The sequence below is a fragment of the Streptomyces sp. NPDC030021 genome, from assembly GCF_055574035.1.
This window is the reverse complement of record NZ_JBVIAH010000001.1, coordinates 45,770-72,091: the sequence shown is the minus strand read 5'-3', so window position 1 is coordinate 72,091 and position 26,322 is coordinate 45,770. Positions and strand designations below refer to the sequence as shown.

Sequence of the window (26,322 nt, the reverse complement as noted above, 5' to 3'; positions counted from 1 at the left end):
GTCATTCCTCGCGCCGGGCCGCACCGGACACGGCGATGTTCAGGAACCGCGGTACGGGCCGCCCCCGGTCGCGGAAGTCCTCCGCCACCGCGGCCCGCACCGCCGCCAGACGCGCCTGGGGCAGCAGCACCAGCACGCTCCGCCCCGGCTCCCGCCCCTGCCCGGGCGGCCAGGCGCTCAGCGCCCCGGCCCGGCGGGCGCAGGCCACGGCCCGCGCCAGCTCCCGCGGCCGGTCCGCGGCCTCCCCGCGGACGGCGACCAGCACCAGCCGCGCCCCCGACGCCGCCGGGTCGAAGGCGACGTAGCGCCGGCACCGCCGGGGCTCCGCGCTCAGCAGCAGGGCCCTGCCGGACCGGGCGAAGAGCACCGCCCGGCGCAGTCCGTCGTCCCCGTCCGGCAGCGCCCCGGCCAGCAGCCGCGCCAGCTGCCGCCGGTCCGGCCCCTCACCCGCCCCCGTGTGCACGTCGGCCACCGCCAGCGCCACCGCGCAGTCCGCGGGCTCCGCCGTGGCCAGCCCGGCGGCCCCCGTGAGCGAGCCCTGGACGTGCAGATCGGTCCCGCCGGCGCCGTATCCGGCCCGGGCCAGCGCCCGCAGCACGGCGTACGGCCGGGCCGCCCAGGCGGGGGCGGCGGGCGGCGGCCCGGACAGGGTCAGCGGCAGATCGCAGCTGTCCGCGGGATGACCGAGGGAACTGAGCCGCACCAGGCCGTCGGTGCGCGGGGCCGCCGCCGCGGCCGTGGGCCAGCCGGCCGCCGCGACCAGCCCGGGGGAGCCCAGGTGGAAGGCGTACGGGGCGCTCCACACGGCGGCCGGGGGCCGCCCGTGCGCGGCCTCCAGGGCGTAGGCGACGAGCCGGAACAGCGGATCGGCCGTCGCCCGTCGGGCCAGGTCGCCTCCGGCCCGGTCCGCGGTCACGGTGGCGCCGGCCGAGGCGGCGGACCCCTGGGGCGGTACAGCGGCGGCGGACGCTCCTGCCGTGTCCCGGCGGGCCGCCGCGGCAGGGGGCCGCTTCCCCGTGTGCGGTCCGACGTGGCCGGCCGCGCCCGTCACGGCGTGTCCTTGCGGGCCAGCATCCGGTAGGCGTTCCCGCCGTCCGTGCGCCGGGCCGCCACCGTGCGCAGCGTGTCGAGCACCGCCGCGGCGGCGAAGCACGGCAGCGCCGCCCCCCGTACGGCGTGGGCGAGGAGCCGCGCGCGCGGCGTGGACCCCGGGCCCCACGGCCGGTCCGGATCCGGGGCCAGCCGTGTCGCCGCGAGGGCCACCGCGCCGAAGAAGTCATTGCCCTGGTGGGCCGGTCCGTGCTCCTCGGCGACGACGGTGAACCCCCGGTCGGCCAGCGCCTCGCGCAGATTGGCGGCGGGCATCAGGTGCTGGTGCTGGGGCTGGAACCAGGGCAGCCAGAGGGGGCCGAGGAGCCGGGCCATCCGCGACTGCGGATCGGGCAGCTCGATGGCCAGGAACCCGCCGGGGGCGAGCACGGAGGCCGCCGCGTCCAGCTCGGCCAGCGGCTCCCGGGTGTGCTCCAGGTAGTGGTACATGCTGACCACCTCGTACTGGCCCGCCAGCTTCGAGGCGAACTCCGGGAACTGGCCCAGGTATCCGGTCTCCACCCAGCCGCGGCGCTCGGCCTCGCGCACCCCGTCACCCATGTCGAGCCCGTCGAACCGGGTCCGCGGCCAGACGTCCCGCGCCGCGTTGCAGAAGTGGCCGTGCCCGGTGCCGACATCGAGCCAGGACGCCGGGTCGGCGTGCGGGAGGAGCATCTCGGCGCGCCCCCGGTAGGCGGCGCCCAGCCTGCCGAAGACCGTGCCCGCGCCCTCGCCGCCCCGCCCGTCGTAGAAGTCCCGGTAGTAGAACTCCAGCCCCTCCGCAGTCAGCCGGGGGTTCTGGAAGACGTGCCGGCACTCCCCGCACCGCTCCAGAGTGAAACGGCCCGGCTTGCCCTGGAGCAGGTCGGGCACCCGGACCTGGACCGTGAGCCGGCCGGAGCCGCACCACGGGCAGGCCGTGCGGCGCGGTTCGAGGAACCGCCCGGTCCCCGCCGCCAGGTCCTCCCGGTACGCGGCGGCCCGCGCGGCCTCCGCCGCGCCGTCCGCCGGGGCGTCCCGGCCGGCAGCCGCGGCCGTACGCAGGCCCGCGCCGAGGGAGCGCACCGGCCGGGCCGCCGTGGCCCGGCCCAGACCGGCGGGGCGCAGCGCGGAACCCGGCCCGCCGAGCACCAGGTACGGCTGGAGCCAGTACAGCCCGGCCGCGGCCGCACCCCACCGGCCCTGGCGTACGGCGACCCCCGCGAGCAGCGCCAGCCCGCCGAGCTGCGCGGCGGCCAGCGCCCCCGGCGGCAGCCCCTGGGCCCGCAGCTCGGCGGCCCGCGCCGGCCCGCCGGGCTCCCCGGCCCCACCGCAGCGCAGTCCGGGGGCGATGGCCAGCCCCGTGGCGTCGGCGGCGTACTCCTTCAACCGGCGGGTCAGTGCGAGCAGTTCCACCGGATCCCGGCGCGGCCCGCCCGGATCCACCCCGGCCCGGGCCAGCACCTCCTCGGTGACGAGCACGGCGAACCCGGCCCCGCGGCCCGCGGCGAGCCGGTCCTGCCGGTACCGGACCGGGTCGACCAGGCGCAGCAGTCCCAGCGCCCGCTCGGCGGGCAGGTCCACGGGCAGCAGGTCCAGGACCCGCAGGCCCTCCCCTTCGGCGTACGCGCAGGCGGCGAGGAAGGTGGCCGGATCCGGCTCGACCCCCCGGGCGGTGAGCAGCCGCCACCCGGCGGCGCGCGGCACCCCGGCCGCCACGGGCGGGGTCGCCGGCAGCACCGGGATCGCCCGCAGCCGGCGCCTGGCACGTACGGTGCCCGCGCCGAGGGCGGCCAGCAACAGGGCGGAGGTCCACGGGACCCGGGAGAGCGGAGGTGGCGTCATAGCAGTTTCTCCAACCGGTCGGCCGCGGCGGCGGCCCCGCCCGCCGCGGCGAATGAGGCCTGGATCCGCCGGGCGGCCCGGCGGGGGCCGGGGTCGTCCAGCACGGCGGCGAGCGCGTCACGCAGTTCCTCGGCCCGGGTCCGGCCGAACCGCACCCGGACGCCGGCCCCGGCCAGGGCCACCTGCCGGGCCACGATCGGCTGGTCGTCCCGGATCGGGGCGACGACCAGCGGCAGCCCGTGCGCGAGGGCCTCGCAGACGGTGTTGTGGCCCGCGTGGCAGACCACCGCGTCCAGGTGCGGCAGCAGCTCCAGTTGCGGGACGCTCTCCTGGAGCAGCAGGTGGTCCGGCGCCGACCCGATCAGGGCGGCGGGCGCCGCCAGGACGAACTGGACCTCCCCGGCGAGCCGTTCGGCGGCGCCCAGCACCGCGCCGTAGAACCGGGCCCCGGCCGCCTGGTTGAGGGTGCCCAGGGACACCAGCACCCGCCGCCGCGCCGGGTCCAGCCGCTGCCAGGGGAATCCGGGCGCCGGCGGACGGGCCCCGAAGGCCGGCCCCACGAAGGCGTAGTGGGGCGGGAAGTCCTGACCGACGCCGACGAGTTCGGGAGTGGAGAAGACCAGCACCAGCCGCTCGGAGAACCGCGGGTCCCAGTCCGCACGGCCCCCCGCATCCCGCGCGGCGCCGAACTCCGCGAGCAGGCCCGAGATCTGCCCGGCCACCCACTCCCCGACCTTCGGGAAGTCCGCGAAGGGCCGGGTCAGCTCGGCCGAGGTACTGGCCGACGTCACCCACGGGACCCCGAGCCGCCGGGCCACCAGCGGCCCGGCCAGGGCCTGCTGGTCGGCGACCAGCACATCCGGACCGAAGGCGCGCACGGCCCGGGCCACCCCCGGAACCATCGCCCGGGCCAGCGGCACCAGCGCCTCCTCCCACAGGAACCGCAGCGCACCGACCCCGCGCAGATCGCGCCAGCTCTCGTGCAGCGCCGCGTACCCGTCGGCGCCCGGTTCCTCCCCGGCGGGCAGGATCCGGGCCTGCGCGGGCAGCAGCCGGGCCAGCGCAGAGGCCGGTCCCGTCCAGGCGATCTCGTGGCCCCGGGCAGCCAGTTCGGCCCCGACGGCCACGGTCGGATTGACGTGCCCCGCCAGCGGCGGCACGGTGAACAGCACCCTCACGGGACCAGCGCTCCCACCCGCGGCCCCGCCGCCGTCGCCGCACCGGCCGTCGCGTCGAGATGGGCGAGCACGGTCTCCCGCAGGACCCCGCTGCTCTCCTTCAGGACGTCGTGCCCCAGGTCCGGCAGGATCCGCAGCGCCCCCTGCGGGGCGTGGCGCGCCAGCTCCCGCCCGCCCGCGAGCAGTTCGGAATGCTCGCCGCAGACCACCAGGACCGGGCAGCGCAGCCGGGCGTGGTCCGCCGGGGTGAACACGCGGCTCGCCGCGATGTCGTCGATGAGCGTGGTGCGGTTGAGGAGGGCGTCGGCGATGGCCGTCAGGTTGGCGGCCTTGCGCAGGCGCAGGGCGGCCAGCTCGGTGGGGACCGTGCTGTCCTCCAGGCTCAGCGCGGCGGCCGACAGGGTGTCCACCATGTTCTCCACCCAGGCGCCGCCGAGCGGCGGTTCGAGGAGGGTGAGCCCGGTGACCAGGTCCGGCCGGGCCAGGGCGGCGTGCAGGGCGAGGGTCCCGCCGTAGCTGTTGCCGACCAGGTGGACCGGGCGCTGCCCGAGGTCCAGCGCGCCGAGCAGGGCGAAGAGGTCCCGTACGGCGGTGCGGCTGTCGTATCCGGACCCCGGACGCTCGGTGCGGCCGTGGCCGCGCAGGTCGTAGAGGACGGCCTCGTGGCCGGCCCGGGCCACGGGCAGGGCCAGGGGGCAGTAGAAGGAGGACAGGTTGTCGACGACCAGCCCGTGCAGGAACACCACGACGGGCCGGTCGGGGGCGTCGGCGCCGGCGGTGGCCGGGAGCCGCTGGACGTGGAAGCGCAGGGAGCCCGCGTGGACGAAGGCCATGGCCGGCTCAGCCGGCCGACGCGGGGGAGGACCCCGCCGCGGCCCGGGCCAGGGAGGTGTGGGTGATCCGGCCGATGTGGGTGACGAGCTCGCCGACGGACATGGCCAGGATGGCGTCCATGTCCTTCTCGGCCAGGAAGCCCATCAGGTCCACGCCGGCGCCGTAGCGGTGGTGGAGCAGCTCGGCGAGGGCGACGAACTCGATGCTCTCCAGGGCGAGATCCTCGTTGAAGGTCGTCTTCATCGTGACCTCCTCCGCGAGCAGGTACTCGTCGCCGACGATCTCCACGAGCATGCCGGTGATCTCGGCGAGGATGTCAGTTGCCATGACGGGCCTCCGTGAGGGGAAGGGGGACGGGTACGGGGGAGGGCGCCGCGAGGTGGGCGGTCCAGGCGACGACGTGGTCGGGCACGGTGTCGGTGAGCGGGGTCGTGAGCGGGGTCGTGAGCGGTGTGGCGGGCGGGGTGGTGAGCGGTGTGGTGCGGATCGGGTACGGGTCCCCCTCGGGGGAGGTCACGAGCAGCGCGCCGGAATCCGGGTCCCCGGCCACCCGCCAGTCCCGCGGCCGGCCGCCCAGCCCGCCCCCGGCCGCCTTGGCCGCGGCCTCCTTCGCGCACCACAGGGCGGTGAGCGCGGCGGGCAGACCGGTGCCCTCGCGGGCGGCCAGCCCTTCGGCGAGCCGGAGTTCGCCCGGCCCGAGGGCGATCCGGATCAGCGCGTCCGGGTCCGCGGTCACCTGCTCCACATCGATGCCGACCGGCCGGTCCGGACGGGCCAGGGCGACGGCGATCCGGTCCTTGTGGGCGATCGACAGCCGGAATCCGCGGGTCAGCGGGGACCCGGGCACCGGCCGGCCCGCCGGGTCGTTGCCGATCGGTACCTCCGCGGGGAACACCGGCCCGGCCCCGCCGTCCCACAGAAGCTGCCGCAGCGCGTCCTTGGCCGCGATCCGGCCCAGCAGCCAGGGTGCCCGGGCGCGCGGCGACAGCCGCTCGTAGGCCGCCCGTTCGGCGGCACCGAGGTAGCGGCGCATCACCAGTTCCTGCGAGGCGGGATCGTTCCAGCGGCGCCGGGCCAGGCACCAGCCCTCGGGCCGGGGTTCGCCGATCCCGCACACCTCCGGGGTGAACTTCATCGGCCAGACCCGCTCGTCGGCGCCGAACCGGCGGTACGTCCACCCCTCGATCCGGGCCCACACCCCGCCGCCCGCCCCGCGCAGCTCGATGTCACCGCGCACGGTGACGTCCTGCACCGCGCGGATCCGGGCCGTGGCGGTCACCAGCTCCCGCGGAGCGGGCGGGGGCCCGTAGAACCGGATGCGGTCCACGGTGGCCGGGAACACCAGCCGGTCGACCGGCAGGCGCAGCTGCATCCAGTGCCCGAAGAGCTGCCCGGCGGCATCGAGCAGCGCGCCCGGGTCGGGCAGCGCCCGCAGAACCCCCTGGATGCCGTCCGAGCCGACCGACCGCACCTCGTGCACCCCGGCGAAGCGCGGGCCGTGGAACATCCACCGGTCCCGGTACAGGGCCTCGGCGCTGACCGGGGCCGGTCCGGGGTCGCGCAGGGGCGTGCCGTCGGGCGCGGGCGGCTCCCCGTACCGCTCGCCGAGCAGCACGACCACCGAGGCGTACTCCCCCAGGCCGACCCGCATCCGGCCCGGCCCGTCGCCGCGGACGGTGACCTCGACGTCGACGGCCGGCTCGACCGCCAGCCACCGCAGGGCCCGTACGTCCTCGTAGCCGATGACGGCGAGGCCGGGCGGGGCGTGCCGCCGGGCGGCCTCGGCCGCCAGCTCCAGCATGGTGGTCATCGGTACGACGGGGAACCGGTCGGAGTCCTCCGGCCAGCCGTCGGGCTGGAGGTACACGCAGTGGTCCCGTACGTAGGGGAGCGCGGCGAGGGACAGCCGCAGGAGTTGCTTCCCTGTAGCCCGTCCCGAACCGTCGGTGTCCGGTGCCGGTGGCGGCGCCTTCGGCGGTCCTACGGCCGACCAGGCCTCGGTGACGGCCCGGGCGGCCGAGCCGGCGTCCGCCAGCACCGCGTCCAGGGCGGACAGCAGTACGGGGCGGGCCGCTCCGGCCGCCGCGGACGAGGGCGCCGGGGCCGGGGTCGAGCCCGGGGCGGCGGCCGGGTCCGGGCCCGGGGTGAGAAGGCCGCTCAGGGAGGTCCGGGCCGTCTCGCTCAGGCGGACCAGTGGGGACCCCAGGTGCAGGGGCATGCGGGGTTCCGGTCCGGCGGGTGCCGGCTGCGGCGCGGCGGGGCCGGGCCGCAGCGCCGAACCGGCCGCCGGGGCCGCCTCGGCCAGGAGCCCCCAGCGCGGCGCGTACCCCTCGGTCCAGAGCGCCGCGCAGGTGCGGCGCAGGGCCGCCAGGCCCGGCAGGCGCGGGGAGGAGGTGGAGACCGAGAGATGCGGGCGCTCGCGCAGGGTGTCCTCGACGAAGCCCGGCAGGCTGCCCGGACCCAGCGTGACGAAGCCGCGCACGCCCTCGTCCTCGTACAGCCGCAGGGTCAGCTCGCGGAAGCGGACCGGCTCCAGCAGGTGCCGTACGACCAGGTCGCGTACGTCCTGCGGTGCGGACGGGAAGGGCGCGCACGTGGTGGCCGACCACACCGGGAGCCCCGCGGGCCGCAGCGGCAGCCGGTCGAAGGCGGCCCGGACCTGCCCGAGGTACGGCTCCCACATCGGGGTGTGGAAACCCGAACGGAACGGCAGCTCCTGACCGAACACCCCGTCACCGCGCAACCGCGCCACGGCGGCCGCCACTTGTGCCGGATCCCCGCAGATCACCGACTGGTGGGGGCAGTTGTCGTGACTGACCACCACTCGGTCCAGGTCGTGGAGGGCGGCCCGGGCCCGCGCCGCGCCGCAGCCCAGCGCCGCGTACACGAGGTCAGGGACCCGGAGATCGCCCGGGCGCAGCGAGTCGAGGAAGGTGTCGGCCGCCTCCTGCGGGTACAGGCCGGCGGCCACCATCGCCGCCCACTCGCCCAGGCTGTGACCCGCCAGCACATCGGCGTCGACGCCCAGTCCGGGCAGGACACGGGCGAAGAACCGGCCCGTCGCGATCGCGTCGAGTGCCCGCTCCACCAGGGACTCGCCGCGGGTCAGCCGGGGCGCCGGCAGCGCGAACCGCTCCGCCACGTCGTCCACCACGGGGGCGAACTCCGGCTCCAGGCCCGGGAACAGGAACGCCACCCGGCCGCCCAGCGGCTCCGGGGCGAACCACACGTCCCCGCGCCCCCGCCACGGCCGGCCGCGCGCCACCACCTTGGCGGCCAGCGCGAGCCGCTGGGGCGTGGGCCCGACCACCGCGACCCGGCAGGGCCCGTCGCCGCCGGACACCGGGACGGCGGACGCCAGCCGGGCCGACAGCTGCGCCGGAGTGCCGGCGCCGATGAGGAGTACGTCGTCTCCCGCGGCCGGTCCCACCGGCGCGGCCGGGGCCCCCAGCGGCAGGAACCGGCGCACCGGAGCCGGGCGGGCCGGGGCGGGGACCGCTGCGGGAGCCGGGCGCGAGGCCGTCGGAGCCTCCTCCAGCACCACATGGGCGTTGATCCCGCCGAAGCCGAACGCGTTGACCCCGGCCCGGCGCGGCTGCGGTCCGCGCTCCCACGGCTCGGCCGCGCCCACCGGCCGCATCCGCGTCCGGGCCAGGTCCGGGTGCGGCTCCTCGATGTGCAGCGTCGGCGGCAGCACCCCCTCGTACACGGCGAGCGCGGCCTTGATCAGCCCGGCCATGCCGGAGGCCTGCATGGTGTGCCCGAGCATCGACTTCACCGAGCCGAAGCCGATCCCGCGTCCGCTCCCCGGCTCCGGTGGGCCGAACACCTGCGCCAGGGTGTCCAGTTCGGCCGCGTCCCCGACCGGGGTGCCCGTGCCGTGCGCCTCCAGCAGACCCAGCGCGCCCGGCGCCCGCGGATCCAGCCCGGCCTCCCGCCAGGCCCGGTCCAGGGCCTGCACCTGGCCCGCGACCAGCGGGCTCATCAGGCTCGCCGCACGGCCGTCCCCGGCCACGCCCGTGCCGCGGATCACCGCGTACACGCGGTCGCCGTCGCGCTCCGCGTCCGCCAGCCGCTTCAGCAGCACCACCCCGGTGCCCTCGGACAGCAGGGTTCCGTCGGCCCGGCGGTCGAAGGGCCGGATCCGCTCGCTCGGGCTGAGCGCCCGCAGCTGCGTGAACACGCTCCACAGCGTCGCGATGTGACAGTGGTGGACCGCACCCGCGACCACCACGTCGCAGCGCCCGGCGGCCAGCAGCCCCACCGCCTGGTCCACCGCCAGCAGGGAGGATGCGCAGGCCGCGTCCAGGGTGTAGGCGGGCCCGCGGAAGTCCAGCCGGTTCGCGGTCCGGGCTGCGGTGAAGCTCGGCACCAGCCCGATCGACGCGTCCGGCCGCTCCGGCCCCAGCGCGTCCTGGAACGCGGAGCGCACCGCCGCGATCCGCCGCTCACCCAGCTCCGGCGCCAGCTCCCGCAGGGTCTGCGCCAACTGGTGTGCCGTACGCACCCGTTGGTCGAGACGGGCGGTGGCCACCCCCATGAACCCGCCGCGCCCCAGGACCACCCCGATCCGCGACCGGTCGGCGGGCAGCCGGGCCTCGCCGCCCGCGTCGGCGATCGCCTCGGCCGTCGCGTGCAGGGCCAGCATCTGGTCCGGCTCGGCCCCCTCCACGGCGGCCGGCATGATCCCGAACCGGGTCGGGTCGAAGGCGGCGAGACCGTCGACGAAACCGCCCCGCCGGCAGTAGAACCGGTCGCCCGCCACCGGTCCGGTCGCGCTCTGCGGGTCGTAGTACACCTCGGGGTCCCAGCGCTCCGGCGGGACCTCGCCGATGCAGTCCGTACCGGCGAACAGATTGCGCCGGTACGCGGCCAGATCGGCGGCCCCCGGGAACACCGCTCCCATCCCGACGATCGCGGCATCGGCCGGGCGCGGGCCGCGCCGCTCTGCGTCACGCATCGCCCCGGCCCTCCTCCGCCATCAGGACCACCTGTACGTCGGTCCCGTACGCCAGTTCGTCGAGGAACGCGGCGGTCCCCGCCTCCGGCGCGATGAGCGGGATCCCGCGCCGGACGTACGCACGCTCCAGCTCGGGGCTGACCATCCCGCCCGCCTCCGCCGCCCAGGGGCCCCAGTCGACGGACAGCACCCGGCCCGGGAAGGACTCCGCCCAGGTGTGCGCGAGGCAGTCGAGGGCGTCGTTGGCCGCGGCGTAGTCGCACTGGCCGCGGTTGCCGTACACCCCGGCGACGCTGCCGAACAGCGCCAGGAACCGGGGCGCGGGCCAGGACCCGTGCTCGGCCGCCGCGGCGGCCAGATGGCGGGCCCCGTCGACCTTGGTGGTGAACACGGCGGTGAAGTCGGCCGGTTGCTTGTCCCGCAGCAGCCCGTCCCGCAGCACCCCGGCGCCGTGCACGATGCCGTCCAGGCGGCCGTGGCGCTCCCGTACGCCGGCCACGACCGCCCGGACGGCCCGCTCGTCGGTGACGTCCGCGCAGTGGTAGCGGACGGAGGCGGCCGCCGCGTTCAGGGCGGCCAGAGTGGCCCGCACCTCGCGCTCGGCGAGGATCCGCGAGGCCGCCGCCTCGATCTCCGCGGGCGTACGCAGCCCTGCGGCGATCAGGGCCGCGCGCAGTGCGACCCGGTCCTGCGCCTGGGTGAATTCGTCGGCGGCGGTGGCGGGTTCGGGGGTACGGCCGACCAGTTCCAGGTGGCATCCGGTGGCGCGGGCCAGTGCGAGCGCGGTGCGGGCGGTGATCCCGCGGGCCCCGCCGGTGAGCAGGACCACCGAGTCGCGGTCCAGGGGCGGTGGGCCGTCGGACGCGCGCAGTGGGGTCGGTACGGGGCGGCGGGTGACACGGGTTCCCTCGGCGGTGTAACCCACGGAGGCGGGGGCGTCGGTGGTACCGCTGCCGCTGCCGCCGTCGTCGCCGCTGCTCAGTTCCGCGACCAGTTGGGTCGCGATGCGTTCCGGGTCCTCCTTGGGGTGGATGTGCACGGCGCGCACCAGCGCGTCGGGGTATTCGAGGGCCGCGCTGCGGGCGAAGCCGTGCAGCCCGGCGCCGGTGGAGCCGGGCCCGGTGACGAGCAGCAGCCGTGGCGTGCCGGTCGTCAGGGCCTGCCGGAGCCCCGGGAAGGCTTCGGGCAGTACGGGGCCGGCGGTGGTGCGCAGCGCGGAGAGGTCGACGAGGCCGTCGAAGCCGGGCTCGGCCGAGGGCAGGACCGTCGGCACGGCGCCGTGCGCGTCCAGGGCCGCGAGAAGTGCGGGCGCGATGGCCTGGCCGTCCTCGACGACGCCGATGCGCAGGCCGCGCAGGGTCTCGGGGGCGCCGTCGGCCGCCGGTACGGGCAGCAGGTCCACCCGGAGCCGGCTGACGGGGGGTCCCACGGGGCCGCAGCCGGGCGTGCCGGGTCCGGTGGGTGTGGTGGGTGTGGTGGGTGCGGCTGGTGTGCGGGAGGTGACCCAGTCGACGATGCCGCGGAGGGTCTTGATCCGGGACAGTTCCTCGACCGCGGACTCGGCGGAGCCGCCGCCCGGGTCCTGGGGGAGTCCGATCCGGTCGGCGAGGGCTCCGATGATCTCCACCCGCTTGATGGAGTCGATGGAGAGGTCCGCCTCCAGGTCCAGTTCGGGGTCGAGCATGTCCCGGGGGTATCCGGTCCGGGTGTGGACGATCTCCAGGACGAGGTCCATGACCTCCTCGGCGGTGCGGGGACCCGGCTGTGCGGGGGCGGGGGCGGGGGCGGCAGGGCGGGCGGTTCCGGCGGGGCCGGGCGCGCGCCGGGGCGTCTCCTCGGGCGCCGAACGTGGCGAGGTGTCGGAAGGCGCGGCGGCAGTGCGTTCGGCGCCCTGCGGGGATCGCCCCGACACACTCCCGGCCCCACCGGCCCCGCCCCGGGGATCCGCCGGCCCGGAACCCAGGTAGCTGAGGAGGACGTTCCGTTGGGCCTCGACCAGATCGCGGGTGCCTCGGAGGTACTCCAGTACTGCCTCCTCCCGACGGTCGGATCCGGAGACCGCCGGCGTGTCCGGCGGAGCCACCCGCCGGGCCGGGCGGAGGCCGCCCGGGACGGGGGCGCCGTCCGCGGTGCGGACCAGGTGGCCGTCCACCAGCCAGCCCGGTCGCCGCGGGGCGTGCTCCGGGAGGCGGGAGGTGCGGCCGCGGAAGAGGGCGTGTGGCGTCACCGGAACGCCTGCCGCCATGAGTTCGGCCACCGCGGTGACCAGCCTGAGCAGGCCGTGCTCGCCCGGTACGTCCAGCGGGACCACCGTGTGCGGTCGCCCGTGCAGGATCCGGCCGACCAGACCGGAGAGGACCCGGCCGGGCCCCGCTTCCACGAACGTCCGGACACCGGCCGCGTACATGGCCTCCACCTGCTCGACGAACCGGACCGGCTCCGCGACCTGGCGTGCGGCAAGGCTTCGTACGTCTTCGGGTGTCGTCGGATACCGGGCGGCCGTTGTGTTCGACCAGACCGGGGTGTGGGGAGTCGATACCGGTGTCGTCGCCAGTTCCGCTGCGAGGGTTCCGGCGGCCTCGGCCACCACCGCGCTGTGGAAGGCGCAGGCCACGGGGAGGGGGTCGGCCGAGAGGCCTGCCTCGCGAAGGGCCGTCAGCGCCCTGGACACGGCCGCCGTCGGGCCCGAGATCACGCACTGCCGGGGCGCGTTGTGGTTCGCCACCACGCATCCGGCGCGGGCCGCGATCTCCCGTACCTCCTGCGGCGCGGCCGACACCGCCGCCATCGATCCCGGATCCGCGCCGGCGGCCGCCACGATCGCCTCGGCCCGGCGGGCGCTCAGCCGCAGCAGGCTCTCCGTGTCGTAGGCCCCGGCCGCCCACAGTGCGGTGAGCTCCCCGTACGAGTGCCCGGCCACGCAGTCCGGCCGTACGCCGAGCTCGCCGAGCAGCAGGTGGGCCGCCGCCCCCGCGAGGCCCAGGGCCGGCTGTGCGATGCGGGTGTCGGTGACCGCCGTCCGCTGCGCCGTTCGGCGTTCGGCGGTGAACGCCGCCGGCGGGAACATCGTCGACACCACCGCGGGCGGGGCCGAGTCCAGCAGGGCGCGCAGGGCGGGGAACGCCGTGAAGAGGTCGGCGAGCATGCGCGGGCGCTGGCTGCCCTGGCCGGGGAAGAGGAACGCCACCTTGCCCGGCTCCGCCGTCTCCTCCCGTACGTGGACCCCCGCGCCCGGGGTGAAGGTGCGGGCCTGCTCCAGGCGGGCCGCCAGTTCGTCGTGATCGGCCGCCACCACCGAGACCATGACCGGGCCGGGGGCTGCGGCGGTGGTCTCCGCCGCGAGGTCCCGCAGGGGCCAGGGCCGCCCGGCCGCGTCGTTCTCCTCCAGCCGCGCCGCGAGCCGGGCCATCGCCCGGCCCGCCGCCCGCCGGTCCTCGCCGCGGAAGCAGAACAGCTCCGCCGGCCACTCCTCCAGCCCGTGCCGGGGCTCCGCCGAGCCCCCGTGACCGGCCAGCACGGCGTGGTAGTTGGTGCCGCCGAAGCCGAAGGCGCTGACCCCCGCGAACCGCCGTTCCGCGGGCACCGGCCAGGGCCTGGCCTCGCTGTCGAAGGAGAACGGGCTGGTCTCCGCCCGCCAGGCCGGGTTGGGCGTGTCGATGTGCAGGGTCGGGGGCCGCACGCCCGTGTGGACCGCCCGGGCCGCCTTGATCAGCCCGGCCAGCCCGGCCGCGCACTTGGTGTGCCCGAGCTGCGATTTCACGGATCCCAGCGCGCAGGACCCGGGCTCGGCCCCGGACGCGGTGAACAGCTCGCTCAGCACGGCGAGTTCCGTGCTGTCCCCGACGACCGTGCCCGTGCCGTGCGCCTCGATCAGGCCCACCTCGTCCGCCGTGATGCCGGCCCGGGCGTACGCCCGCTCCAGGGCCCGCCGCTGCCCTTCCGGCCGGGGCGCGGTCAGGCCGAGGGACCGGCCGTCGCTGGCGGCGCCCACCGCCTTGATCACGGCGTACACGCGGTCGCCGTCGCGTTCCGCGTCCGCGAGCCGCTTCAGGACGAGCGCGCCGACGCCCTCGCCGAGCGCGATTCCGTCGGCGGCCGCGTCGAAGGGCCGGCAGCGCCCGCCGGGCGACAGCGCGCGGACGGAGGCGAACATCAGGTAGTCGTTGATGCCGTTGTGCACATCGGCGCCACCGCACAGCACCATGTCGCTGTCGTGGTCGCGCAGTTGGCGGCAGGCGAGGTCCAGCGCGGCGAGCGAGGAGGCGCAGGCGGCGTCGACCGTGCAGTTCGCGCCGCCCAGGTCGAGGCGGTTGGCGACCCGCCCGGCGATGACGTTGGCGAGGATCCCGGGGAAGGAGTCCTCGGTGAGGCGCGGCAGCTGTTCGTCCAGCCCGGCCGGGAGCTCCCCCAGGTAGGCGGGGTGCAGGGCGCGCAGCCCGTAGGCGCCGGCGAGTTCGGTACCGGCCTCCGCGCCGAAGACCACCGAGGTCCGCGACCGGTCGAAGGCGCGGTCCTTGCCGTAGCCCGCGTCCCCGAGGGCCCGCGCCGAGATCTCCAGGGCCAGCAGCTGCACCGGCTCGATCCCGGCGAGCGAGGCGGGCGGGATGCCGTGCGCGAGGGCGTCGAAGGGCACCGGGCCGAGGAAGCCGCCCCAGCGGGACGGGGTGCGCTCACCGGCCCGGGCCGGGTCGGCGTCGTAGTAGAGTGCCGGGTCCCAGCGTTCGGCCGGCACCTCGGTGACGGCGTCGGTCCCGGCGAGGACCATGGCCCAGTAGGCGGCGAGGTCGGGTGCGCCGGGGTAGGCGCAGGCCATCCCGACGATGGCGATGTCGAGCGGGTCGGCCGCCTGTGGCGCCCGCTCCGCGGACGGCCCGGCGTCGGCGAGTTCGCGGGCCCGGCGTTCCAGCAGGGCGGTGGCCCCGTCGGTGACCTGCGCGTGCAGCGCGGCGATCGTGGTGGTGCCCGTGCGCAGGGTGGCGGCCTGGCCCAGCATGAACAGCCCGTCGGTCCGCTGCTGTTCCTCGCCGACCGGTTCGAGGCCGGTCCCGTCGGGGTTCCGGCGCATGCCCTTGCTGGCGATCCGCAGCCTCCCCAGGTTCAGCCGCTCCAGCTCCTCCCACATCGTGCGCGGCTCGATGCCGCTCTCTGTGAGCCGGCGGCGGGTCGCCTCGAAGGTCGCGGCGTACGGGGTGGCCGCGCACCGGGTGGCGTGTCCCGGCGCGGTGCGCAGCAGGACGGTGTCCGCGCACTCCACCGCCGCCCGCTGGAAACCCGGCCGGATGGCGCCCGCCGCCACGGCCTCCTCGGCGAACAGGTAGGCGGTGCCCATGAGTACGCCGATCCGGGCGCCCCGGGCGGCCAGCGGGGCCGCGGCGGCCACCGCCATCGCGGCGGACCGTTCGTCGTGGATGCCGCCCGCGAACAGCAGGTCCAGGGCTTCGGGTTCGGGGCAGGTGAGCAGGCGTTCGATCTGCTCCTCCCACAGCGGGAAGGAGGCGCGCGGCCCGACGTGTCCGCCGCACTCCAGCCCCTCGAAGACGAACCGCCGCGCCCCCTCGGCGAGGTAGCGCTCCAGCAGGCCGGGGGAGGGCACGTGCAGGTGGGTCCGGATCCCGGCGGCCTCCAGCGGGGCCGCCTGCGCCGGGGTGCCGCCCGCGATGATCGCGTAGGGCGGGGCCGCCCCGGTCACGGCTGCCAGTTGCTCCCGGCGCAGCTCGGGCGGGGCGAAGCCGAGCAGTCCCACGCCCCAGGGGAGGTCCCCGAGCCGCTCGGCCGTCTCCGCCAGCAGCCCGCGTACGTCGGGGCCCTCCATCACCGCGAGCGCGAGGTACGGGACCCCGCCCGCGGCGGCCACCGCCGCGGCGAAGGCCGCCTGATCGCTCACCCGGGTCATCGGGCCCTGCGCGACGGGGTGCGGCCGCCGGAGGGGCCGGGCCCGTACGACGGCCTCCAGATGCCCGGCGACGGCCGCCCGTACGGCCTGCAGGACGCCGCCCGTGGTCCGGTACCGCGCGGCCAGCCGGGCCGCCGAGGCGCCGTCCTGCCCGACCGGCAGCAGCTGGGTCCGCAGGTCGCGGGCGCCGAGCAGGGTGGGTACGGGCCCTTCGGGCGGGGTCAGATCGGGCCGTGCGAACACCCGGTGCCCGTCGGCCGTCCGGGTCTCGGAGCCGTCCATCGCCCGCAGCGCGGCGGCGACTTCCTCCGGGAGCCCGGCCTCGCCCTCCGTGGTCAGGGCCAGTTGTACGTCGAGCAGCACCCCGGCGGCCCCGCCCGCGACGGCCGCCGCCGCCGTGTGCGGGCCGATCCCGCCGCAGGCCCGTACGGGTACCCGGACCGCAGGGTCGCCGAGGAGCTGCTGGAGCAGGACGAAGGTGGTGGCCGGGCCCACCCGGCCGCCCCCCTCGTGGCCCTTGGCCACCAGTGCGTCCGCCCCGGCGGCCACGGCCGTCCTGGCCTCGGCCGCGCCGGTGACCTCGGCCCACACCCGGGGCCGCCCGGCCGCGGCGGCCCATGCGGCCACCCGCTCGGGGGTGTGCGAGGCGGGGTCGGCGAGCAGCACGGTGTCCACCGCCGCAGGCAGCTCCCCGGGGCCGAGCGGGCAGCCGGCCGGCACCCGCACCCCGTACCGGGCGCCCGCGCCGAGCCGGCGGCCCGGCTCCGCGACACCGCGCCGCGCGGCGTCGGCGTCCCGGCCGAGGTCGAGCAGGCCGAGGGCCCCGGCGCGTTCGGCGGCGATCACGACGGCCGGGTGGGGTTCCTCGAAGGGGCTGACCGCGACGACCAGGTCACGGGTGGCGGCGGCGGGCTGCGGGTGCTGGGGGGTCACGGGCGCTCCTCTTCCAATGCTGTGTGACATGGCGCAGTGCGGGACGGAAGGAAGGACGAACGACGGGCGGGCGAACCGACGTGCCGACGTACCGGCGAGCTGACGTGCCGCCGTGCCGACGTGCCGACGTGCCGACGAGCCGTGCAACGGCAGTGCGGGGCAGGGTGGAAGAAGGGGGAGCGCGGCGGTCACGCGCACACCGGCCGGGGCACCCGCCGCGGGTACGGCGGGATTGAGCCGTGGTCAAACACCCGCATGCCGCGATGCATCGTGCGGGGGCCACCCTGCACTGTCAACAGCCATGCGGAATACGATGCTTCGCGCCATCGGCATACACGTGCCACCCGGATTCCCGCCCGGGCGGACCCACGACACACCCCCGCCGAGCCGGTGGCCTGCGGCGTTCTCCGGCGGGCGGGGCCGCCCCCGCCGCGCGGGCCGGCGTACCGCGGCCCCGCGGGCATGCCGCGACGGCATGAGTGGTCACCGACCGGGCATGACCGTCACGCCGGACCCGGTCAGTTGTTCACCCGACGAGCCCTTACAGGTACAGCCTCACGCGGTTACCGTCCGGTCATGACCCCCACCCTCGCGCAGCTCCGCTACCTCGTCGCCGTCGCCGACTGCCGGTCCATCACCGGGGCCGCCGCCTCGGTCTTCGTCGCCCAGTCCGCGCTCTCCCGGGCCGTGCAGGCCATGGAGCGCGATCTCGGCGTCGAGCTCCTGGCCCGCCGGGGAAGGGGGGTGGACCTCACGCCGGAGGGGGCCCGGGTCGTCCGGCTGGCCCGGACCGTGCTCAACGCGGTGGAGGCCATCGACGACATCGGGACCCCGCTCGGCGGGGGTGCCCGGGCGGTCCTGACCCTGGTCACCACCCCCACCCTCGCCCTCGACCTGGCCGCCGACCTGATCGCGGCCTTCACCGGACGGCACCCGGCCGTCGACGTCCGGCTCCAGCAGCACGACAGCAGGGAGGCCCTGGTCGAGGAGGTGACCCAGGGGCGCTCGGAACTGGCCCTGGTCGACCTGCCCGTCGACAAGGAGCTGTCCACCCACTTCATCCAGGAGCGGGAGGTGGTGCTGATATCGCCGCCGGGCTCCCGGCTGCCCCACCCGATGCCCCTGCGCATGCTCGACGGGCTGCCGATGGTGCTGCCCACACCGGGGACCGGCCGGCGCACCGAGATGGAGGCCATGTTCAGCTGCCTCGGAGTGCGGCCCGTCCCCACCCTGGAGGTCGACGAACGGCTCGCGTGGGTGACGGGTGTGACGGACGGCCGGGGCTCCCTCATCTGGTACCGGGACGTGGTGCTGAGGGCCTTCGGGAGCCGGGCCGAGATCCGCTCCTTCACACCGCCGCTGCTGCGCCCGGTGGGCATCGCCCACGCCCGGCGGCCGCTCAGCCGGGCGGCCCGCGCGTTCATCGCGCAGGCCGGGCACAAGGCACCCGTCCGGGAGCCGGTGCGCTGACCACATGCCGCCGCGGCATTGAACGATGCTCGAACGGGAGGGGGCGGGGTCTGGCAGGCCGACTGATGGCCCCTCACATTGTGCGCATGTCCCGACTCCTGACACCCCCACGGGCCGCCGCCCTCGCGACCGCGGCCCTCGCCACCCTCCTGCCCGCGCTCGCCTGGATGGCCACGGCCACCGCATCCACCGCATCCACCGCATCCACCGGCTCCGCCACCCCGCCGGCCGCCGCCGTGGACCTGGCGCCGGAGAAGAAGTGCACCCTCCCCGGCGGCCTCGCCGAGCTCAGCGGCCTCGCCATGAGCCGCAAACATCCCGGCGTCTTCTACGCCGTCAACGACAGCGGGAACACCAACCAGGTCTTCGCCGTCGACTGCAACAGCGCCACCGGCCGGCTGCTGGCCACCTTCACCGTCGCCGGCGTCGGCAACACCGACTGGGAAGGCCTGGCGCTCGGTACGGACGCGGGAGGCGGCCCGGCGATCCTGGTCGGCGACATCGGGGACAACCTCAGCGGGCGCGCGGAGATCACCGTGCACCGGTTCGCCGAGCCCGATCAGCTCACGAACGCCACGGTCACGCCCGTGACCTACCGCTTCGCCTACGCCGACGGCAAGCACGACGCCGAGTCCCTGCTCGCCGATCCCGTGACCGGCCGGCTCTACGTCGCCAGCAAGCTCATCGGTGCCGCCGGCCGGCTGTACCAGGCCCCGCTGCCGCCGGTGACCGGTCAGGTCAACACCCTCACCGCGGTCCGGCCCGGCCCGGTGTTCGCCACCGACGGTGCTTTCTCGCCGACGGGTGCCTCGTACGCCCTGCGCAGTGGCGGGCCGCTGGGCGCCAACACGGCCTCCGTGTACGACACGGCCGGGGTCAAGCTCGCGGACGTCGCCCTCCCGGCCCAGTCGCAGGGGGAGACGGTGACGTACGCCGACTGCGCGAACCTGCTCGTGGGTTCGGAGAACGACACGCAGATCTGGCGGGTCCCGCTGCCACCGGAGGCCACCCCGGGCTGCGGCGCCACGCCTACCCCCACACCCACCCCTACCCCCACACCCACCCCTACCCCCACACCCACGCCCACGTCGACCCCCACACCCACGCCGACCCCGACGCCCACCCCCGGCGGGCTGAAGCTCACCGACCCCGGCCCGCAGACGTGCAAGTTCAACCAGTCCTGCACCGTCCAGCTCACCACCACCGGGGCGAAGCCCCCCGTCCGGTACGCCGCCACCGGTCTGCCCTGGGGCCTCACGCTCGACAGCGCCTCCGGCCGGATCACCGGCAAGCCCTGGGGCAGCGGCGTCTTCCAGGTCACCGCCACCGCCGGCGATGCCACCGGAGCCACCGCGGGCACCACCTTCACCCTGACCCTCAACTGGTTCTGAGACAGGACGGGAACGGGCTTGTCCAACCCGCCCCCGAGGCCGCACTGTTGACCGAGTTCCGTCCATCAGGTCAGGAGAACCGGCTTGTCGTCCCACATCTCACCCGTCCCGCAGGGCCCGGCCGCCCCGCACGTGATCGACCCCGCCGGCGGCTGCCCGCACGCCCTCAACGCCCGGCTGCGCGCCGAGCACGGCGCGGTGGCGGAGGTCGTGCTCCCCGGTGGGGTCCCCGGGGCGGTCGTCCTGGGGCACGACGCGCTGAAGGAGTTCCTCGCCCACCCCGATGTGGCCAAAGGCGCCCGGCACTTCCCCGCCCTGCACGACGGCACCATCCCCGCCGACTGGCCGCTGCGGGTCTTCGCCAACGCCCAGGGCATGCACACCGCGGACGACGCCGACCACCGCCGCCTGCGCGCGCTGGTCGGCAAGGCCTTCACCATCCGCCAGGTGGAACGGCTGCGGCCGCGCGTCGAGGAGCTGACCGCCGAACTCCTCGATGACCTCGGGCGGGCCGCGGCCGGGTCCCCCGACGGGACCGCCGACCTGTACGAGCACTTCGCCCTCCCGCTCCCGATGAACGTCATCTGCGAGCTGCTCGGCGTGGACCCCGAGCACCGGGGCCGGCTGCACCACCTGACCAACCAGGTGATCATCGCCACCGACATCACCCCGGCCGAGAAGATGGCCGCCCTGCAGGAACTCATGGCCCTGACCGGCACGATCGCGGCCGCCCGCGCCGCGAACCCCGGCGAGGACCTGACCAGCGCCCTCATAGCCGCCCGCGAGGACGACGGGGACCGGCTCACCCAGGCCGAACTCATCGGCACCATGCGGCTGATGCTCGTCGCGGGCCACGAGACCACCCTCAACCTCATCGTCAACGCGGTCCGCGCGCTGTGTGCCCACCGCGACCAGCTCGCGCTCGTCCTGGAAGCCAAGGCCACCTGGTCGGACGTGGTGGACGAGACCCTGCGCTGGGACACCCCGGTCAGCTGGTTCCCGTTCCGCTACCCCACCCGCGACCTGACCGTCGACGGGACCGTGATCCCGCAGGGCACCCCGGTGCTCGCCGGATACAGCGCGGCGGGCCGCGACGAGTCCTTCCACGGTCCGGACGCCGACCGCTTCGACCTCACCCGCCCCACCGCCGCCCGCAGCCTCTCCTTCGGTCACGGCGCCCACTACTGCACCGGGGCCCCGCTCGCCCGGCTGGAGGCCACGATCGCCCTGGAGCGGCTCTTCACCCGCTTCCCCGACCTCGACCTCGCCGTCCCGGACGCCGAACTCCCGTACCAGAACAGCTTCATCAGCAACAACGTCCGCTCACTCCCGGTCCGCCCCGGCCGGCAGGCCACTTCCTAGCGCCCGGACGCGTACGTCCACCGTGTGCCACCCCGTCGCCCCGTCCGGCACGGTCCCGGTGCGGACCCCCGTCTGCACCGCGCCCGTGCCGTCCGTGGCGCGGACCTCCAGGGTGTGCGGCCCGGGGGTGGCCTCCCACGTCCAGGCCCACTGGCGCCAGGTGTCGGCCCCGTCCGCCGTCCCGAGCCGCGCCTCCTGCCAGGGGCCGCCGTCCACCCGTACCTGGACCCGCTCGATCCCGCGGTGCTGGGCCCAGGCCACCCCGGCGACCGCCACCCGGCCCGGCGCCAGGTCGGCGTACGGGCGCGGGGTGTCGATCCGCGACTGCGTCTTGACCGTGGCCTGCTGGGCCCAGGACCGGCGCACCCAGTAGGCGTCGTAGGCGGCGAAGGTGGTCAGCCGCAGCTCGGTGAGCCACTTGCACGCGGAGACGTACCCGTACAGGCCCGGTACGACCATCCGCACCGGGAACCCGTGGGCGAAGGGCAGCGGCAGGCCGTTCATGCCGACGGCCAGCAGTGCCGCCCGGCCGTCCATGACGGCCTCGACCGGCGTTCCGATGGTCATGCCGTCCACCGAACGCGCCACCAGCTGGTCGGCGGGCCCGCCCTCGGACGGCGGCCGCACCCCCGCCTCCCGGAGCAGGTCCCCGAGACGTACGCCGAGCCAGCGGGCGTTGCCCGCGTACGGGCCGCCGACCTCGTTGGACACACAGGTGAGGGTGATGTCGTGCTCGGCCACCGGGCGGGCGAGGAGGCTGCGCAGATCCAGGGTCAGGGGCCGGGCCACCCCCTCCCCGTGGATGCGCAGCCGCCAGGTGTCCGCGTCCACGCGCGGAACGACCAGTGCGGTGTCCACCCGGTAGAAGTCCTGGTTCGGGGTGAGGAAGGGGCCGAGCCCGGGCACCCGCAGGTCCGCCCCGGCGGGCACCGGCGGCGCGGGCACGGTGGGCCGGGGGAGGACGAAGCGGGCCCGGGAGGCGGTGGCGTCGGCGCTGCCGTGCGCCCCCAGACGCCGTGCCCCGAGTCCGACCCCGGCCGACGCCGCCAGGACGGCGACGACCAGCCGGCCGAAGCCACGCCGGTCCATCGCCCCGGCCCCGCCCTGCGAGGCTCCGGCCGGGCGGGTCCGCCTCCCGGCCGTCACCAGCAGGTACAGCACCCCGGCCGAGACCAGTGCGCCCACCAGCGAGGGCAGCGCGTCCTGCCAGGAGGCGTCCGGCCGGCTGAGCGCGGCCAGCGCCCCCACCAGCCCGAAACCGCCCGTGACGGCGATCGCGGCCGGGAGGTGGCGTACGGCGAGCAGCCCGGTGCCTACGGCGACCGCGGCCAGCACGGCGAGGATGCCGAGACCCAGCACCAGCTTGTCGGAGGGGCCGAACAAGCGGATGGCCCATTCCCGGACGGCCACCGGCGTCAGGTCGACCACGGCCCCGCCGACGGCCGTGACCGGCGAGGCCTCGGGCCGGCCGGCCGCCGCGGCCAGCTGCGCGGCCGCCAGCCCGGCCACGGCCGCGACGATTCCGCTGACGGCACCCATCGTGCGCCGCGGCCGCACGGAACGGCTCGGGTCTGACTCCACACGGCCAGTGTCCCGCGCCCGGGCACTTCTGTGCGGCCGCCGTGCCGCCGCACCGGCCGCCGCCGTGCCGCTGCCGTGCCGCCGGGCCTGACCTTGCCGGGCCGGGCGGTGCCGGGGTCTTGCGCCCAGGGCGAAAGGACCATGCCCCGAGCGAACGGGCCGCGGCGACGGCCGGGCGCGCGGCAACGATGACGACATGACCCCTTATCGTTCCCCGGAAGCGTGGACACCGTGCTCCTGAAACCCGACCGCACCATCCGCGCCTCGCCCTACCGGCCCGTACTCACCCACTCGACGCTGCGCCGCCTGTTACCGGGGTTCACCGTCTCCTCCCTCGGCGACGGCATGGCCGTGGTCGCCGTCAGCTGGCTGGCGATCGAGATCGCACCGGCGGCGGAACGCGGCATGTGGGTAGCCCTGGCGGCCGCGGCCTACACGCTCTCGGGCGCCGCGGGAGCCGTCCTCCTCGGCCGGTTCCTGCGGCACCGCTCCCCGGCCCGACTGGTCGCATGCGACGCCCTGCTGCGCGCCACCGCCCTGGGCGCGATCCCCGTGTGCCAGGCCCTCGGGACGCTGAGCGTCGAGCTGTACGTCGCCCTGCTCGCTCTGTCCTCCGTCCTCCACTCCTGGGGCCAGGCCGGCGTCCACACCTTGCTGGCCCGGCTGCTGCCGGAGCGCGACCACCTGGCCGGCAACGCCGTCCTGTCCGGCATCCGCTCGCTCTCCACCGTCTTCGGCCCGCCGCTCGCGGGCGCCCTGATCCTGTGGGGTGGCGCTGCGACGGTGATCGCCGTCGACGCGGCGACCTTCCTCGTCCTAGCCGCCACCTTCCTCTTCGGTGTGCCGCACGACGCCGCGCCCGCGCCCGAGGGGGGCACTTCCCGGACCGCGGGCTTCGCCGTCATCCGCCGCACCCCGGCCCTGATGGGCCTGCTCGCCCTGAGCTTCGCCTTCTTCTGCCTCTTCGGTCCCGTGTACGTCGCCCTGCCGCTGTACGTGTCGGACGGGCTGGGCGCTCCGGCGGGCCTGCTGGCCGCCTTCTACACCGCGTTCGGTGTCGGCGCCGTCCTCGGCTCCGTCCTGACCGGCTACCTGAACCGCCTGCCGGTGTGGCCGACCACGACCGGCATCGTCGCCGCCGTCGGTGCCTTCATACTGCCGACGGGGCTCGGAGCGCCGACGGCCGTCGCCGTCGCCGGGTTCGCAGCCGCCGGGCTGCTCTGGCCTCCGTACGCCTCGCTCTCCACCGCCCTCTTCCAGCGTTCCGCCCCGCCGGAACTGCTTCCCCAGACGCTGGCCGCGAGCTCCGCGGTCCAGCTGCTCGCGGTGCCGCTCGGTACCGTGCTGGGCGGCCCGCTGGTGGCCGGGCTCGGAGCCCGGGAGACCCTGCTGCTCTCGGCCGCCTCGATCGCCGTCCTCGGCCTGGCGGCCGCCGGAGCCGCACGCGCGGGGCGGAAACGAAGCCCGTGAATCTGCGCTGCCGGCCTGCCCGGGGTCCGGGCAGGCCGGCGGCCGGAATCAGCGGGCGGCGGCCGGTGGCAGGGCCGCCGCGATCTCGGCGGCCAGCCGGTACGGGTCACCGTTCGGCCGGTTCGGATGGCGCGTGGTGCGCCCCGCCCACTCCGCCTCGAAGGCGTGCCAGTCGATCTCGCGCGGCGCGGCCTTCTTCACCAGCGACTCGTCCAGCGAAGCGAAGTAGCGCGCCCACCGGGGTGCGTACAACTCCGAGATCAGGCCGCTCCATTCACGGTTCGCATAGTCGTGCAGGAAACCGCCCTCGCTGGTGCTGCGGCGGCCCCACACGCTCAGCAGCGACCGGGCGTCGTACTCGTACCGGTCCTGCTCGGCCCGGTCCGCGCCCCAGGAGCGCGCCGCGGAGAGCCAGGTGCCGAGGAGGAAGGCCGGGTCGGATCCGGTGACCGCCTCCAACTTCCGCTCCCCGTCCTGCCATTCGGCCGCCAGGGCCCGGAAGCGGGTCAGGTCCTTGGCCTCGTAGGCCGCCCTGATCTTCGGCAGCAGCACCCGCGAGTGGTTGGCGAGGGCCTGCCGGGCGGTGTCCACCAGGTCGAAGCGGTAGGCGCTGGAGCCGCGCAGCGCCGGATCCACCTTCAGCAGGTGGTCCAGGGCCTTGCGCACCGAACCGGCCGGATAGCGCATGGACCTGGGACTCCAGTAGGCCGCCCCCGCCGCGGTCAGGCTAGGCCGGGCGGTGAACAGGCTGTCCTGCGACTCCGACCACAGGCCCGAGGAGGTGCTGTAGGGCCCCTTGCGGAGCTCCTCCCACGCGGCGGCGGCCGCGGCGTCCGGACGGCCGTAGCGGCGGGCCGCGAAGTCGGCGAACCACGTGCGCTGGTCGACAGGACCGCGCTCCCACGCCAGATCGGTGAAGAGGTCGAAGGCGGCCGGGTTGGTCCCCGTGGCCTCCGGCAGGTAGGCGATCCCGGCGAGCGCGCTGTTCGCCTTGTCCCGCCAGGGGCCGAACCGTTCGATCCACACGGAGCTGTTCGCGCCGACCGTGGTGTGACCGCCGAAGTTGTAGATGGTGCCCATCGCGTACGGGGCCCCGCCCCAGCGGGACTCGCGGTCGAGCCGGTTGTACCGGTCGGACAGCCCGTCCAGGATCAGCAGCTTCGAGGTGTCCACCCCGGCCAGCAGCTCCGGGGTGGGGTCGTCCTGCCAGCCCAGCACCGCCCACAGCGCACCCGGATGGGCGGCGTGCAGCGCGCCCTGGATGGCGCCTGCGGCGGCGCCGACGTCGACGGAGCCGGTCTGGCCGCCCTCGTGCAGCGGGCTCATCCGGTACATGGTGCTGTCCCCGAACACCTCGCGCTGCTCGGCGTAGTACGCGGCGGCCAGCCTCCCGAACACGGGCGAGGCGGGGTCCAGCCAGTCCGGGCGGTCGAAGCCCGCCCAGTCGCCCTGCGCCACCGTCCCCGCCCCCGGGTTGCGCGCGGCGAACCCGGGTGGCACGGTGCCGAAGTAGCCCGGCAGCACCGGGGTCATGCCGAGCCCGCGCAACTGCTCGGCGATCCGCCCGCCCAGCTCGGCACGCTCGCGCATCAGCCGCTCGGTGACCGGGCCGCCGAATCCGCTCAGGTTCTGCAGCAGCCACCAGCTCTGGTGGCCGGGGCCGGGGATCCACTCCCGCAGCTCCCCGGCGGAGTAGCCGAACCCCTGGAGCGCCCGGTAGTACGGGTACTCGGCGCCGACCTGTACGAACACCTCGTTGATGCCGTGCAGGGCGAGCAGGTCGATCTGCCGCCGGTGCTCCTCGAAGGAGCGGTACGGGCCGGAGTACCCGTCGTCGGTGTCGTTCAGCGCGTACCGGTGCGGGACCTGTGCGCTGCGGGTGACCGGTGCGGGGACCGCCGGCAGCCGGCCGGGCAGCATGCCGATGCTGTCGCCGGGCCAGCCGATGTCGACCCCGGCGACGTGCTGGAGGTACCAGCCGACGCCGGTGAGCAGGGTGGCGCCGGTGCTGCCGCGCACGGTGATCGCGCCCGCGGTTCCGGACACGGTGAAGGTGTCGGCGGCGGCCGTGGTGTCGGGCACCAGCGTGAACTGCCCCCAGTGGCGCGGAAGCAGCCGCCGCAGGGCGTCCCGCGCGGGCGCGACGTCGAAGCTGCGGGCCCGGCCCGGACTCCGGGCGGCACCCGGGTGCGCGTCCGGGTGCGCGCCCGTCGTCACGTCGGCACGTGCGGGCGACCCCGCGCCCGGGGCGGTGGCCGCAAGAGGAGGGAGCGGGGGGAGGGAAGAAGAGAGAGCGATGAAGGGGGGAGGGGGCGGGGGGGGGGGGGGGGGATGTCT

At 76.2% G+C, this 26,322-nt stretch carries 13 protein-coding genes; 4 read left to right on the top strand and 9 right to left on the bottom strand.

All coding sequences use genetic code 11. The annotated features are described in order from the left end of the window. Window position 1 precedes the first annotated feature (1 nt). Genes ACZ4YL_RS00290 through ACZ4YL_RS00260 form a run of 7 tightly spaced genes read right to left on the bottom strand, consistent with a single transcriptional unit; the run spans window position 2 to window position 16,711 of the window. Window positions 2-1,051 (bottom strand): galactokinase, encoded by a 1,050-nt coding sequence (locus tag ACZ4YL_RS00290; RefSeq protein WP_468112997.1) that lies wholly within the window; start codon window positions 1,049-1,051, stop codon window positions 2-4. Further along, entirely contained in the window at window positions 1,048-2,913 is a 1,866-nt protein-coding gene (locus ACZ4YL_RS00285) for a methyltransferase domain-containing protein (RefSeq protein WP_468112996.1), read from the bottom strand. Before ACZ4YL_RS00285 ends, ACZ4YL_RS00290 begins: the two co-directional genes overlap by 4 nt. Further along, window positions 2,910-4,085 (bottom strand): glycosyltransferase, encoded by a 1,176-nt coding sequence (locus ACZ4YL_RS00280; RefSeq protein WP_468113456.1) that lies wholly within the window; start codon window positions 4,083-4,085, stop codon window positions 2,910-2,912. Before ACZ4YL_RS00280 ends, ACZ4YL_RS00285 begins: the two co-directional genes overlap by 4 nt. A gap of 2 nt (window positions 4,086-4,087) precedes the next feature. Beyond that, the gene (locus ACZ4YL_RS00275; protein ID WP_468112995.1) at window positions 4,088-4,924 is read right to left on the bottom strand and encodes an alpha/beta fold hydrolase; all 837 of its coding nucleotides are present in this window, start codon (window positions 4,922-4,924) and stop codon (window positions 4,088-4,090) included. Between the two features lie 7 nt (window positions 4,925-4,931). Next, window positions 4,932-5,252, bottom strand: coding sequence for an acyl carrier protein (locus tag ACZ4YL_RS00270; RefSeq protein ID WP_150260486.1), 321 nt, complete (start codon window positions 5,250-5,252; stop codon window positions 4,932-4,934). Further along, window positions 5,242-9,885, bottom strand: a complete 4,644-nt coding sequence (locus ACZ4YL_RS00265; protein ID WP_468112994.1) for a beta-ketoacyl synthase N-terminal-like domain-containing protein — start codon at window positions 9,883-9,885, stop codon at window positions 5,242-5,244. Before ACZ4YL_RS00265 ends, ACZ4YL_RS00270 begins: the two co-directional genes overlap by 11 nt. Continuing rightward, the gene (locus ACZ4YL_RS00260; RefSeq protein WP_468112993.1) at window positions 9,878-16,711 is read right to left on the bottom strand and encodes an SDR family NAD(P)-dependent oxidoreductase; all 6,834 of its coding nucleotides are present in this window, start codon (window positions 16,709-16,711) and stop codon (window positions 9,878-9,880) included. Before ACZ4YL_RS00260 ends, ACZ4YL_RS00265 begins: the two co-directional genes overlap by 8 nt. Before the next feature lie 576 nt (window positions 16,712-17,287). On the opposite strand from ACZ4YL_RS00260, the gene ACZ4YL_RS00255 reads away from it, so the two are divergent. From ACZ4YL_RS00255 to ACZ4YL_RS00245, 3 genes are all read left to right on the top strand, one after another. Next, window positions 17,288-18,181 (top strand): LysR family transcriptional regulator, encoded by an 894-nt coding sequence (locus tag ACZ4YL_RS00255; protein WP_468112992.1) that lies wholly within the window; start codon window positions 17,288-17,290, stop codon window positions 18,179-18,181. Between the two features lie 86 nt (window positions 18,182-18,267). Continuing rightward, the gene (locus tag ACZ4YL_RS00250; protein WP_468112991.1) at window positions 18,268-19,572 is read left to right on the top strand and encodes a putative Ig domain-containing protein; all 1,305 of its coding nucleotides are present in this window, start codon (window positions 18,268-18,270) and stop codon (window positions 19,570-19,572) included. An 84-nt stretch (window positions 19,573-19,656) separates the two neighbouring features. Further along, window positions 19,657-20,934, top strand: coding sequence for a cytochrome P450 family protein (locus ACZ4YL_RS00245; protein ID WP_468112990.1), 1,278 nt, complete (start codon window positions 19,657-19,659; stop codon window positions 20,932-20,934). On the opposite strand, the gene ACZ4YL_RS00240 is transcribed toward ACZ4YL_RS00245, so the two are convergent. Further along, the gene (locus ACZ4YL_RS00240) at window positions 20,896-22,473 is read right to left on the bottom strand and encodes a molybdopterin-dependent oxidoreductase (protein ID WP_468113455.1); all 1,578 of its coding nucleotides are present in this window, start codon (window positions 22,471-22,473) and stop codon (window positions 20,896-20,898) included. The genes ACZ4YL_RS00245 and ACZ4YL_RS00240 overlap by 39 nt on opposite strands. 264 nt (window positions 22,474-22,737) lie before the next feature. Between ACZ4YL_RS00240 and ACZ4YL_RS00235 the strand changes: the two genes are divergently transcribed. Continuing rightward, the gene (locus ACZ4YL_RS00235; RefSeq protein ID WP_468112989.1) at window positions 22,738-23,985 is read left to right on the top strand and encodes an MFS transporter; all 1,248 of its coding nucleotides are present in this window, start codon (window positions 22,738-22,740) and stop codon (window positions 23,983-23,985) included. 48 nt (window positions 23,986-24,033) lie between these two features. Here the strand turns inward: ACZ4YL_RS00235 and ACZ4YL_RS00230 are convergent, their stop codons facing one another. Beyond that, window positions 24,034-26,202 (bottom strand): alpha-N-acetylglucosaminidase, encoded by a 2,169-nt coding sequence (locus tag ACZ4YL_RS00230; RefSeq protein ID WP_468112988.1) that lies wholly within the window; start codon window positions 26,200-26,202, stop codon window positions 24,034-24,036. Between the last annotated feature and the right edge of the window lie 120 nt (window positions 26,203-26,322).

What these genes read in the sequence shown, in the direction of transcription:
- ACZ4YL_RS00285 (WP_468112996.1), bottom strand. Translation starts at nt 2,913, where the DNA reads ATGACGCCACCTCCGCTCTCCCGGGTCCCGTGGACCTCCGCCCTGTTG.
- ACZ4YL_RS00275 (WP_468112995.1), bottom strand. Translation starts at nt 4,924, where the DNA reads ATGGCCTTCGTCCACGCGGGCTCCCTGCGCTTCCACGTCCAGCGGCTC.
- ACZ4YL_RS00270 (WP_150260486.1), bottom strand. Translation starts at nt 5,252, where the DNA reads ATGGCAACTGACATCCTCGCCGAGATCACCGGCATGCTCGTGGAGATC.
- ACZ4YL_RS00265 (WP_468112994.1), bottom strand. Translation starts at nt 9,885, where the DNA reads ATGCGTGACGCAGAGCGGCGCGGCCCGCGCCCGGCCGATGCCGCGATC.
- ACZ4YL_RS00255 (WP_468112992.1), top strand. Translation starts at nt 17,288, where the DNA reads ATGACCCCCACCCTCGCGCAGCTCCGCTACCTCGTCGCCGTCGCCGAC.
- ACZ4YL_RS00250 (WP_468112991.1), top strand. Translation starts at nt 18,268, where the DNA reads ATGTCCCGACTCCTGACACCCCCACGGGCCGCCGCCCTCGCGACCGCG.
- ACZ4YL_RS00240 (WP_468113455.1), bottom strand. Translation starts at nt 22,473, where the DNA reads ATGGGTGCCGTCAGCGGAATCGTCGCGGCCGTGGCCGGGCTGGCGGCC.